A 12,370-nucleotide genomic window follows, 5' to 3' on the forward strand; every position below is an offset into this window, starting at 1 on the left:
CGGAGGGCGTCTCCTTCGTCATGCCCGTGCTGAACGAGATCGACTACCTCGAGCACGCGGTGCGCTCTGTTCTCGAGCAGGACGTCGACGGTCCGACCGAGCTCGTGCTCGCCCTGGGGCCGTCATCCGACGGAACCACGCCCCTCGCCGAGCGCCTCGCGGCCGAGGACGACCGCATCCGCCTCGTCCCGAACCCGCAGGCCGACATCCCCGTCGGGCTGAACGCCGCGATCCGCGCCAGCCGGCACCCGACGGTGATCCGCGTCGACGCGCACTCGGAGCTCTCGCCCGGATACGCCCGGCGTGCACTGCAGACACTGCAGCGCACCGGTGCCGCCAACGTCGGCGGCGTCATGCGCGCCGACGGCCGCACGCCGTTCCAGCGTGCGGTGGCGCGCCTGTACAACTCCCCCGTGGGCCTCGGAGGCGGCGCTTATCACGGCGGTGCGCGCGAGGGCGAGGCGGAGTCCGCCTACCTCGGCGTGATGCGTCGCGCGGTGCTCGACGAGGTCGGACTGTTCGATGAGACCATCCGCCGGGGCGAGGACTGGGAGCTGAACCTGCGCATCCGCCAGGCCGGTCACCTCGTCTGGTTCGATCCCGAGCTGTCGGTCACGTACTGGCCCCGGGAGAGCTGGTCGCGCCTGGCGCGTCAGTTCCGCGCGACCGGCGCGTGGCGCGGAGAGCTGGTTCGCCGCTACGGCCGCCGCAACGGGCTGCGCTTCTTCGCCCCGCCCGCGCTGGTGATCATCACCGTGTTCGCGGTGATCACCGGCATCCTGCAGCTGACCGGTGTGCTGCGCGGGATCGGCGCCCTGCTGGCATCCGTGATCTACCTGCCGATCGCGGCCTACGCGCTGCTCGTGATCGCCGTCGGGCTGTTCGGCATGGGCATCGAACGCGCCCCGCGGAGCCTGCGAGAGCGGCTGTGGACCGTGATGGTGCTGCCGACCATGCACATCTCCTGGGGGCTCGGATTCCTCGCCGGAGTGCTGCGCGGGGCGCGCGACACGGTCGACGCGTCGCGCCTCGGGTCGCGCAACACCCCCCTCCCCTGACAGAGCCCGTCTATGTGGCGCATTCCGCCCTGTTTCGCACGAATCGGGGGCGGTTTGCGCCATATAGACGGGCTCTGAGCGTCAGGCGGTCAGCCAGCCCTGGTCGAGGATGCGGGAGACGACGCGATCGGCGGCCCCGCCGTCGTCGAGGCGGTTGAACTGCGTCTTCCAGGCCTCGTAGCGGTCGGCGTACGCGGTGGCGCCATCGGCATCCGCCAGTGCCTGCACAAGCTCGTCCTGACTGCGCACGAGCGGACCAGGGGCGCGTTCGGCGAGGTCGAAGTAGAAGCCGCGCAGCTCACCCCGGTAGTGCTCGAGGTCCGGCACGAGGAAGTACATCGGGCGGCCCGTGACGCTGAAGTCGAACATGACCGAGGAGTAGTCGGTGATCAGCGCGTCGGCGATCAGCAGCAGCCGTGCCGTCTCCGGATATCCGGTCACGTCGATGACGCGCGCGCCGGATCGGTCGCGACCGGAGCTGAGCGTTCGCGAGTGCCCGCGCACCAGCACGACCGAGTCGGTGCGCGTGGCCAGGTCTTCCGGGTCGACGAAGTCGACCATCTCGGAGCGATCATCGCGCCACGTGGGCGCATACAGCAGCACGCGCTCCTCGGGTCCGATGCCGAGGGCCTCGCGGATGGGGGCGGGGTCGCCCTGCGCGAACAGGTCGTTGCGCGGGTAGCCGTCCACCCAGATCGGCTTGCCGAAGAACGCGTAGGCCTTCTTCAGCACGCGTGCGGCGTACACGTTCTGCGCGAGCAGCGCGTCCCAGCGTCGGGACTCCTTGACCACGGCGGCCATCCGGCGCGGGTCGAAGCCGGGCCGGTGCAGCGCGAGGCGCTTGAGGGGCGTGCCGTGCCAGGTCTGCAGCACACGCTGGCCGGGTTTGCGCACGAATCGTCGTCGCAGCCAGTCGTTGACGATCAGCATCCGCGACTCGGCCCGCGCACGCCACCACTCCGGGCTGCTCTCGACCACAGCGATCGCGCCCTCGGGCACCTCCACGGAGAGATCCGACACGGCCCAGTAGCGCTTCACCGAGGGAGCGCGCTCGGCGAGCACCCGGTCGATCGCACGAGGATTGCAGCCCGAGGTCTGCCCGTAGAAGCTCTCGAAGAACACGGCGTTCTCGCCGGCGCCCACCTGCGACACGTAGCGCTCCTCGAGCGTGCTCTGCCCTTCGGCGGTCTCGTAGACCGGATCGAGCGGGGCCGCGACCTGCACCTGCGGCCCGTGCGCCTCGATGCGCAGGATGGGCAGCAGTGTCGACGCGAGCTCGAGGTCCGAGAGATCGGCATCCGGGATGTCGAGCACGTACTCCCCCGCGGGCAGCGGCAGCTTCGCCCCGCCCCACCGCGACACACGCAGCGGGAAGGTCGCCTTCCATGTCTTCCCCCCGCCGGTGATCTTCCCGGCCACGCGCGCACGCGCACCGGACAGGACCGCGGATGCCGGTCGGGTTCCGGTCCCCGCGATGATCAGCGTCTGCGCCTGCTCATCGATCCGGGCAGTCGTCATCGTGCTCCCTTCGGCGCGGGAATCCCCCGCGCGCGGATGGCCTGGTACACGCGTCGGGCGTTGTGCCCGTCACGGAACGCGTGCATGTTCGCGCTGAGCGCGCCCGATCGCGCCGCCCGCTCGGCGCGCACGGCGTCGTCGGAGAGGACCTCGTCGATCTGCTCGATCGCGCCGTCCCAGTCGCTCGCGTAGTCGTCGCCCGCGATGTCCTCGTAGCGGCCGTAGAAGCCGCGCTCACGGCCGTAGTCGGCCACGTCCGGCGCCAGGTACACGACCGGCATCGACAGCAGCCCCACGTCGTAGGCCATCGACGAGTAGTCGGTGATCAGCGCGTCGATGCGCGCCAGCGCAGGCGTGACATCCGCGAGCAGCTCCGAGTTCAGCATCCGCACCCGACCGCTGGACCACGGCGGCGAGTACGAGCCCTCGCCCAGCGGGTGCGAGCGGATGAACAGGATCGCGTCGCGCTGCTCCAGCATCCGCACGATCCGCACCCACTGCTCCGCGTCAGGGACCGCGGGGTCAGCCGCCCCGTCGCGCCAGGTCGGCGCGTACAGCAGGGCGCGCTGATGCGTCAGCAGCGGACCTGTGCGGGTGAGCAGAGCGGATGCCGCGGCCCGCCGCTCCTGGTCGGTGCCGGCGGAGAGCACATCGACACGCGGCTCGCCGGTGACCACCACCCGATCCTCGCCGAGCCCGAATGCCGATTCGAGCCGCCCGCGGGAGCGATGCGACGCAGCGGGCAGCACGCGGATGCGCTGTGCTGCGCTGCGGTAGCCGACCGTCAGCAGGCGGCGCAGTGCGCGTGCACCGGGCAGGCGCGCGGGGACCTGCACGGTGACCGGAGAGTCCAGACCGATGCGCTTGAGCGGGATGCCGTGCCAGAGCTGCACGACGAAGCCGTCCGTGCTCCCGTAGCGGTTGACGTCGCCGAGCCCGTGGGTGACGACCAGCACACCGGCGCGCGCCGTCGCCCACCAGCCGCGCACCCCGTCACGACGACGGGTGCGGATGCCGAGTGCCTTCGCCTCCGCGTCCTCCTGCGCCGACCTGGTGAGCCAGAGCGTGCGATGTCCGGCCGACTGCGCCTCGCGCTGCATGGCAAGCGCACCGTCGCCGATGCCGGCTCCGCAGCCGAACACCCAGACGTCGCCCCGAGGGACGAGAAGCGTGCCTATGCGTCCAGCGGCATACATCGGCAGACGGAGCAGCTTGGCCGCGTTGCCGGTTCCGAAGGAGAAGGACGCCACCCCGCGAGCCTATCGCGGGGTGGCGTCCTTCTCCTGACCATCAGGGGCTGTCAGAGCTTGAGGGTTCCCAGCGTCGCCTCGGCCGTGTACGTCTTGCCGGAGCGGACGTAGACGACCTTCGCGGTGCTGCCTGCCGCGGCCGCGCGCACCTGCGCGGTGAGGTCGTTGGCGCTCGCGATCGGCACGCCGTTGAACTCGGTGACGATGTCGCCCTGCTGCAGGCCCGCCTTCGCAGCTCCACCACCGGGGGTCGGCGTCTCGATGACCGCACCGGCGACGGTCGCATCCTGCAGCGAGGAGGCGTCGCGCACCGTGGCACCGAGCAGACCGTGCGTGGCGGATCCGTCCTGCATGATCTCCTTCGCGACGCGCTGGGCGATGTCGGAGGGGATCGCGAAGCCGACGCCGATGGAGCCGGGCTCGCCGGAGGACGACGAGGACTGTCCGGCCGTCGCGATCGCGACGTTGACACCGATCAGGCCGCCCTTGCTGTCGACCAGTGCACCACCGGAGTTTCCGGGGTTGATGGCGGCATCCGTCTGGATCACGGCGATCGAGATGGACTGCTTGGCCTGCTGGGCGCCCATGCCGGGGATGTCGAACTGGAACGGACCGCCCTCCCCGTTGCCCTGCTCGTCGGGCTGGTCCTGCTGGGTGCTGTTGTCCGGAAGCGCCGACGAGGCGACCTGAATGCTGCGGTTCAGTGCACTGACGATGCCGGTGGTGACCGAGTTGGACAGGCCCAGCGGGGCGCCGACGGCCACCGCGGTGTCGCCGACGTTGAGCTTGGACGAGTCCGCGAACGTCATCGGCGTCAGGTTCGTCGCATCCTTGAGCTTGATGACGGCGAGGTCGTAGATCGGGTCAGTGCCGACGACGGTCGCCGAGTAGATGTGGCCGTCGGAGGTGGTGACGCGGATCGTCGGGTCTGCGACGGCGCCGCCGAGGGTCGCCACGTGCGTGTTGGTGAGGACGTAGCCCTCCTTGTTGAGCACGATTCCGGAGCCGCTGCCCGACGCCTGACTGCCGGCGACCTCGATCGTCACGACCGAGGGCAGCACCTTCGAAGCGATCGCAGTGGTCTCGTTGACGGAGCCGGGATTGTTGACCGTGACCGTCTGCGGTCCGTCGGCCGACTGCGAGGTGGGCTGGTCGAACACTACGCCGCCCAGTGCGCTGCCGCCGAAGCCGGCGACACCGCCCACGAGGGCTGCGGCGAGGAGGAGACCGGCGACCTTCGTCGTCGTGCCGCTGCCCTTGCGCGGCGAGTTCGTGTTCTCGGCGCCCGCCGGAGCGGTGAGCAGCGCGGGGTCGAGCGGCAGGGTCTGGGACTGCTGCGCCGTCTGAGGCTGCTGGGCTGCGGCACCGAACGCCGTGCCGGTGACGTGCGGAGCATTGTGCGCGTACGCGGGGGCACCGTACCCGGCGGGCTGCTGGGGTGCGCCCTGTGCGGGGCCGGGCTGGGCCTGCTGGGGCTGGCTCTGCTGGGGCTGAGCAGGTGCGCCGTACGGCGGCTGCCACGTCTGCTGGGGCGCTCCGTACGAGCCGGGAGCGCTCTGGGTGCCCTGGGCGGGTGCCGCTGCGGCACCGGGCACAGGAGCCTGAGGCGTCGTCGGCGTGGAACCGGCGCTCGGAACCTCGGGGGTGGTGGGGGTCTCACCGTGGGTGTTGTCGTCATTCATGATCTGCTCCTTCCAGGCGCACCATCAGACTGACAAGTGAGTCTGTGCTTTTCATATGGTGGGGATGGATGTCCCCTATGGTCTTAGCCTGTTCTGCATGGATGTCATTCCCGGCGCGTGGCGCCGCACCGCCGCAGGAGCCGGACTTCTCTCCCCGCAGGGCGATGTCGCGCCCACCATTTTCGCAGAGATGTCGGCCGCAGCGGTACGATTCGACGCGATCAATCTCGGGCAGGGCTTTCCCGACGAGGACGGTCCCGCCGAAGTCCTGGAGGCGGCTCGGGATGCCATCGCGCAGGGCGCGAACCAGTACCCGCCCGGACGCGGCATCCCGGATCTTCGTCAGGCGATCAGCGAGCATCAGCGTCGCTTCTACGACCTGACCGTCGATCCCGACACCGAGGTGCTCGTCACCGCCGGCGCGACCGAGGCGCTGACCGCGACTCTGCTGGCCCTGATCGACTCCCCCGACGACGAGGTCGTCGTCTTCGAGCCGTACTACGACTCCTATGCAGCCGTGGTCGCGCTCGCGGGCGCGCGCCTGCGCACGGTGCGACTGCGCCGCCCGGACTTCCAGCCCGACCTGGATGAGCTCGCGGATGTCGTGAACGATCGCACACGCATCATCCTCGTGAACGACCCGCACAACCCCACCGGCGCGGTGTTCTCCTCTGAGGTGCAGTCCGTGCTCGTACGCCTGGCGCAGAAGCACGACGCCGTGATCGTCACCGACGAGGTGTACGAGCACCTGTCCTTCGACTCGCCGCACGTGCCGATCGCGACCCTGCCGGGAGCCGCGGAGCGCACGCTGACGATCTCCTCCGCCGGCAAGACGTTCTCGGCGACGGGCTGGAAGATCGGCTGGGTGCACGGGCCGGCAGAGCTCATCACCGCTGTGCTGACGGTGAAGCAGTTCCTCACCTACGTGAACGGATCGCCCTTCCAGCCCGCGATCGCTGTGGGCCTCCGGCTTCCTGACGCGTACTTCGACGACGCGCGCGCAGCGCTGCAGCACAAGCACGTACTGCTCGGCGATGCGCTGCGCACGGCCGGGTTCGAGGTGCACGCCCCGCAGGGCGGCTACTTCACCGTCGCGGACGCCACGGCCCTCGGCGGCGCGGATGCTGCCGCATTCTGCCGTGCGCTGCCCGAGCGGGCGGGCGTCGTGGCGATCCCGATCACGGCGTTCGTCGCTCCGGAGCACCACGACGAGTTCGCAGGATTGGTGCGGTTCGCGGCGTGCAAGCGCGTCGAGGTGCTCGAAGAAGCCGCCCGCCGGCTTGCCGGGCTGCGCTGAGCGCGGTTCGCGGGGCGCGACACGCCGCATCCGCGCCGCTGATGCGACCACCTGCGCCCTGCGAAACGGCGCTCAGGCCTCGGGGATCACCCGGTAGCGGCGCAGCCGCAGCACCGGGTTGACCTCGCGCGTGCGTGCGATGAGTGCGGCGTCGAGGGATGCCACGGCGACGCCCTCCCCCGAGCTGACACCGGCGACGACGACACCCTGTGGGTCGATCACCTGCGACAGGCCGATCCCGATCGGCGCCGGATGGTCGGCCGCGATCACGTATGTGGTGTTCTCGATCGCCCGGGCGGTGAGCAGGGTGCTCCAGTGGTGCTCCTTGAGCGGGCCGCGCACCCATTCGGCGGGTACCACCAACGCATCCGCTCCGGCATCCACCAGCGTGCGGGCCACCTCGGGGAAGCGCAGGTCGTAGCAGGTCATGAGTCCGAAGCGGATGCCGTCGACGTCGAACACTGCGCTCTGCCCGAGTTCTCCGGCCGCGATCCAGTCGGACTCGGTCTGCCCGAATGCGTCGTACAGGTGCTGCTTGCGATAGACGGCCTGCACTCCGGCATCCGTGACCGCGACCAGGGTGTTGTGCACTCGACCGGCATCCGCCTGCTCGACCATGCCCGCGATGATCGCCGCGCCGTGCGTGCGCGCCAGCTCCTGCAGGGCGCGCACGAAGTCGCCGTCCAGCGTCTCCGCGTTCGCTGCGAGGGATTCGTCCATCGGGTCGGTGAAGAAACTGCTGTACTCCGGGAGCACCATGACCCGTGCGCCGCGGGCGGTCGCCTCGGCGACGAGTTCCGCGACACGGGCGCGGTTCGACTCCCGGGATGCCGTGGGGGCGAACTGGCAGACGGCGACGAGCGGAGCGGATGCGGCCATGCATCCATCCTGGCACTCGCACGGGTGACATGCAGAAGGCCCGGAATCCGTGAGGATTCCGGGCCTTCTTGTGTCGCATTCTCGTTGCGGGGACAGGATTTGAACCTGCGACCTCCGGGTTATGAGCCCGGCGAGCTACCGAACTGCTCCACCCCGCGGCACGTCTTAAAGCCTAACACGGCTCCAGGGAGAGGGCGAATCGAGGGCCCCTTTGCGCCGATTCAGGGACTCCCGGGCGTGTCGTCGCGGTGCTCGACCTCGCAGTCGACCCCGGGGAAGATCAGAGATTCATGCCCGTCCTCGAACTTCACCAGATAGGGCGGTCCGTCGCCCTCACCATGCGTCTCGAGCACCGTTCCATGACGCTCCGCGCTGCCGACCCGCGCTCCGTGGATCACGATCCGCGATCCTGCTGCGATCTGCATGCCGTCCACCTCCAGCTCAGAAGCCGATGAGACCATCATCCGCGCTGCGCGCCCTCTGCACCAGAGCCCCTTCATCGGATGCGCCGAGGGCCGGACCTGGTCGAACCAGGGCCGGCCCTCGGCGTCTCGACGACGACGACTCACTCGGAGGCAGCATCCTCCAGCGCGAGCAGCTTCTCGATCGCAGCGGTGAGCTTCTTGTCCTGCACCGCGAACTCGGACAGGTCACCCGACTTCAGGGCTGCTTCGCGAGCGGTGAGGGCGTCCTTGGCATCCGACAGCGCCTGAGCGACCGCATCCGACGGCGGCGTGGTGCCGCCCTGGTCGGGAGGAGTGCTTCCCTCATCCGGCGGTGTCGTCCCCGGGTCCGTGGGCGTCACGCCCTCGTCACCGCCGACTGCACCGGCGTCGCCGCCGAACAGCGTGTCCAGCGCCAGGGTGAGAGTGTCCTCGAACGCGACCCGATCACCGAAGGCGACAAGGATCTTGCGCAGGTTGGGCAGCTTGGTGCCCTCGGAGGACTGCACGAACACGGGCTGCACGTACAGCAGGCCGCCACCGACCGGCAGGGTCAGCAGGTTGCCATACTTCACCTCGGACTTGCCGATAGTCAGCACGTTGAGCTTCTCGGCGACCGTGGCATCCGAGTCGAATGTGTTCTGCACCTGACCGGGACCGGGCACCGTGGTGGCGGTGTCGATCTCCAGCATCCGCAGCTTGCCGTAGTCCGGAGACTTCACGCCCTTCTTCGACCCGGCATCCGAATCGACCGCCAGGTAGCCCATCAGCACCTCGCGGCTCTCACCCTGGGCATCCGCGGGGATGAAGGTCGAGAACATCGAGAAGCGCGGCTCGTCCTGGCCCGGCATCTTCATCGACAGGTAGTACGGCGGCTGCAGCTCGGTCTTCACGCGAGGGTCGGCCGGCGTCTGCCAGCGGTTGTCCTCCTGCGCGAAGGAGCCGGCGTCATCGATGTGGTAGACCCCGAGCATCGCCCGCTGCACCTTGAACAGGTCAGTCGGGTAGCGCACGTGACTCATCAGGTCGCTGGACATGTCGCTGATCGGCTTGACCGTCGACGGGTAGATCTTCTGCCACGCCTTCAGGATCGGGTCCTCCTCGTCCCAGGCATACAGCTTCACTGAGCCGTCGTAGGCGTCGACCGTGGCCTTGACCGAGTTGCGGATGTAGTTGATGTTGTCGAACGCGACGGCCGAGGCCGGAGTGTTCGCATCGGCGATGGCGTCCCGCATGCTCACCGTCTTGGAGTACGGGTAGCTCGCGCTGGTGGTGAAGCCGTCGACGATCCAGACGATCCGGCCGTCCACGACGCTCGGGTACGGGTCGTGGTCCAGCGTCAGGTACGGCGCCACCTTCTTGATGCGGTCCAGCGGCTTGCGGTCGTACAGGATCTGGGAGTCGGAGTTGACCAGGTTCGAGAACAGGATCTGCTCGGACTGGAACTTCAGCGCATACAGCAGCTTGGTGAAGGTGTTCCCGATGCGGGGCCCGCCGTTTCCGGTGAACGTCGTCTTCGTGTCGCTGGTCTCGCTGTCCTGACCGCGCGGGTAGTCGATCTCGACCGGATTCGTGCCCTCGGGCGCGCCGACGATCGAGTACTCCGGCGAGGACTCGCCGAAGTAGACCCGGGGCTCGAACTTCTCGCTTTCGCTGAGGAAGCCCGCGGTGGGGATGCCCTGCTCGAGGAACACCGGCTCGCCGTCGGAGGTGCGCTCGTTGCCGGCCAGGGCGACGAGCCCGTAGCCGTGCGTGTACACCGCGGTGCGGTTGTTCCAGCTGTCGCCGCCGCCGAGCTTGCCCATGTCGAGGTCGCGGACCGAGACGACGGTGTCCTGCGACTCGCCGTCGATCGTGTAGCGGTCCACGTCCAGCTCATCGGCGAACTGGTAGTACGAGCGGTACTGCTGCAGCTGGCGCACGGTCGGTCCGATGACGGCGGGGTCCATGATGCGCACGGACGCCGTGGTGGCGGCATCCGCCCGCAGCTGGCCCGCCTCGGTGTCGGTCGTCGCCTTGAAGGGCGTGACCTCCATGTCGGCGACGCCGAACGCCTCCTTGGTGGCGGCGATGTTGCGGTCGTAGAACTGCGCCTGGTAGTCGTTCTCGTTCGGCTTCACCTGGAAGGTGGTGACCACCCAGGGGTAGCCGATCCCGACGACGAGCGAGGCGACGATCAGAAGCGCGGTGGCCGCGAGGGGGAAGCGCCAGCGGCCGATCACGGCGGTCACGAGGAACAGCACGGCGACCACCGCGGCGATGATCGAGAGGATCGCGAGGCCCGGGATGGTGGCGTTGACGCCGGTGTAGCCGGCACCGGTGATGCGGCCCTCCGGCTGCACGAGGGTGAGGTAGCGATCCAGCCACAGGCTCACTGCCTGCACGGCGATGTAGAGGCCGGCGAGGATCGCCAGCTGGATGCGCGCGGGCTTGGAGATGCGCAGCTCGCGCTGGCCGATCCGCACGGAGCCGTACAGGTACGACACCAGCGCCGTGATCAGCAGGCTCAGCAGCAGCACGGCCGAGACGAACGCCAGCAGCATCGAGTAGAACGGCATGGCGAACAGGTAGAAGCCGGTGTCGAGGCCGAACTCGGGGTCGAGCGTGCCGGTGGTGACGCCATTGGCCCACAGCAGGACGGTCTTCCAGTTGCCTGCGGCGGCGAAGCCCGCGAAGAGGCCGAAGAACACCGGCATCCCCCACATGGCCAGGCGGCGCAGCGGCTCGATGACCTCCTGATAGCGGTCGAGCTGCGAGCTCAACCGCACGTAGACCGGCCGAAGCCGGTAGGCGAGCTGGATGCACAGGAAGATCGGCAGCGCCATGCCCAGGAAGCCGATCGCGAACATCGACACCGTCGCGATCCACTGGGTGGTCAGCACGGTGGTGAAGTCGAGCTGATCGAACCAGAGATATTCGGTGAAGAGCGACGCGAAGATGAAGAACGCGGCGATCAGGGCGGCGATGATCCCCACCGAGACGGCGAGGATACGACGGGAGGCGCTGGGTGTGGCCGGCGGACGGGCTGAGGTGGTGGTCACCGTCCCATACTATGCAGGCGACCTATGCTCCGGCCCCGGGTTCCGCTCTGCGCGGACTCGGCGAGGATGCCGCCGCCGGATTCAGGATCAGGCCGTCACTTCGCGGATGCCGTGCAGACCGGCAGCTTCGAAGTGTCGCCGTGCGTCGAGATGACGTCGAGGATGTGCAGGGAATCCTCCAGCGTCGCGGTGCGGAACACGTCCAGGCCGTCCGGCACGTGTCCCACGACCTCGTCGCAGTTGCTGGCCGGGGCGAGGAAGACCGTCGCACCGGCATCCCGTGCGCCGTACAGCTTCTGCCGGATGCCGCCGATCGGCCCGACCGTGCCCGCGGCGTCGATCGTGCCCGTGCCGGCGATCTTCTCGCCGCCGTTGAGCTCGCCGGGGGTGAGCGTGTCGATGATCCCGAGGGCGAACATCATGCCTGCGCTGGGGCCTCCGACGTTGTCGAGCTGCAGCTTCACGTCGATCGGGAAGTCGTAGTCCGTGGTCAGGGTGATGCCGATCAGCCAGACCGTCTCGCCGGCGGCGTCCGTGGTCTTCTCCGGGGTGATCGATACGGTCGTGCGCTCGCTCCCCCGCAGTACGGTCAGCTCGATCTCGGATCCCTTCGCCTTCTGGATCCTGTCGCGCAGCAGCGTCGCGGATTCGACCTCGACGCCGTCGATCGCGAGGATCCGGTCGCCGTCCTTCAGGTGTCCCTGCGCGGCCGAGCCGTCGACCACGCTGACGACCTCGACCTGCGCGCCGACGTCGTAGCCGAGTTCGGTGAGCGCCGCGGCCGTCGCCTCGTGCTGCGAGTCGACCATGAGGGCGGCGTTGCGCTCGTCGCGCTGCTCGCTGGTGACGCCCTCGGGGAACACCGTGTCGATGGGCACGACTGCGCGCGTGCGGTCGAACCAGGCCAGCGCCAGCTCGAACCAGCTGGGCGTGCGATCCCGGTTGCCCACCACCTGCACGGTGGTGAGATCGAGGTTCCCGCCCGTGGGATAGGTCTTCGCATCCGGCACCTCGATCAGCGGCACCTCGGTGCCGTCGGTGCCGCGCGCGGTGCCCAGAGTGTCGAACACCGGGCCCGGACGCTGGATCACGTACTGGGTGGGGACGAAGGTCAGTGCGACCAGGGCCACGAGCGAGACGCTCAGCGCGATCACCCCTGCGACCGTGCCGTTGATGCGGCGTGATGACACGTGTCCTCCGGG

Annotated in this window: 9 protein-coding genes and 1 tRNA gene; 2 read left to right on the forward strand and 8 right to left on the reverse strand. The window is 69.1% G+C overall.

Going from position 1 to position 12,370, the window contains the following annotated elements:
• Positions 1 to 20: 20 nt before the first annotated feature.
• Positions 21 to 1,058: a glycosyltransferase gene (locus QF046_RS04970; RefSeq protein WP_307372723.1), complete on the forward strand. Its 1,038-nt coding sequence runs from the start codon at positions 21 to 23 to the stop codon at positions 1,056 to 1,058.
• An 81-nt stretch (positions 1,059 to 1,139) separates the two neighbouring features.
• On the opposite strand, the gene QF046_RS04975 is transcribed toward QF046_RS04970, so the two are convergent.
• The 3 genes from QF046_RS04975 to QF046_RS04985 are packed head-to-tail and all read right to left on the reverse strand — an operon-like array spanning position 1,140 to position 5,508.
• A complete protein-coding gene (locus QF046_RS04975) occupies positions 1,140 to 2,576 on the reverse strand; it encodes a CDP-glycerol glycerophosphotransferase family protein (protein WP_307366838.1) in 1,437 nt (478 codons plus the stop codon).
• Positions 2,573 to 3,826 (reverse strand): CDP-glycerol glycerophosphotransferase family protein, encoded by a 1,254-nt coding sequence (locus QF046_RS04980; RefSeq protein ID WP_307366840.1) that lies wholly within the window; start codon positions 3,824 to 3,826, stop codon positions 2,573 to 2,575. Before QF046_RS04980 ends, QF046_RS04975 begins: the two co-directional genes overlap by 4 nt.
• A gap of 50 nt (positions 3,827 to 3,876) precedes the next feature.
• Positions 3,877 to 5,508 (reverse strand): S1C family serine protease, encoded by a 1,632-nt coding sequence (locus QF046_RS04985; RefSeq protein WP_307366844.1) that lies wholly within the window; start codon positions 5,506 to 5,508, stop codon positions 3,877 to 3,879.
• Positions 5,509 to 5,605: 97 nt separating this feature from the next.
• Between QF046_RS04985 and QF046_RS04990 the strand changes: the two genes are divergently transcribed.
• Positions 5,606 to 6,805 carry an aminotransferase class I/II-fold pyridoxal phosphate-dependent enzyme gene (locus QF046_RS04990; protein ID WP_307366847.1) on the forward strand — a complete coding sequence of 400 codons (1,200 nt, stop codon included), beginning with the start codon at positions 5,606 to 5,608 and terminating at the stop codon, positions 6,803 to 6,805.
• 72 nt (positions 6,806 to 6,877) lie between these two features.
• Here the strand turns inward: QF046_RS04990 and QF046_RS04995 are convergent, their stop codons facing one another.
• The 5 genes from QF046_RS04995 to QF046_RS05015 all read right to left on the reverse strand — a co-directional run bounded on the left by QF046_RS04995 (position 6,878) and on the right by QF046_RS05015 (position 12,358).
• Positions 6,878 to 7,684, reverse strand: coding sequence for a carbon-nitrogen hydrolase family protein (locus QF046_RS04995; protein ID WP_307366850.1), 807 nt, complete (start codon positions 7,682 to 7,684; stop codon positions 6,878 to 6,880).
• A gap of 84 nt (positions 7,685 to 7,768) precedes the next feature.
• Positions 7,769 to 7,842, reverse strand: a tRNA-Met gene (locus tag QF046_RS05000).
• Positions 7,843 to 7,905: 63 nt separating this feature from the next.
• A complete protein-coding gene (locus tag QF046_RS05005; protein WP_307366853.1) occupies positions 7,906 to 8,109 on the reverse strand; it encodes a DUF1918 domain-containing protein in 204 nt (67 codons plus the stop codon).
• Between the two features lie 140 nt (positions 8,110 to 8,249).
• The gene (locus QF046_RS05010) at positions 8,250 to 11,168 is read right to left on the reverse strand and encodes a UPF0182 family protein (protein ID WP_307366855.1); all 2,919 of its coding nucleotides are present in this window, start codon (positions 11,166 to 11,168) and stop codon (positions 8,250 to 8,252) included.
• Positions 11,169 to 11,263: 95 nt separating this feature from the next.
• Positions 11,264 to 12,358, reverse strand: a complete 1,095-nt coding sequence (locus QF046_RS05015) for a PDZ domain-containing protein (RefSeq protein WP_307366858.1) — start codon at positions 12,356 to 12,358, stop codon at positions 11,264 to 11,266.
• Between the last annotated feature and the right edge of the window lie 12 nt (positions 12,359 to 12,370).

This window comes from Microbacterium sp. W4I4, assembly GCF_030816235.1.
Taxonomy (GTDB): domain Bacteria; phylum Actinomycetota; class Actinomycetes; order Actinomycetales; family Microbacteriaceae; genus Microbacterium.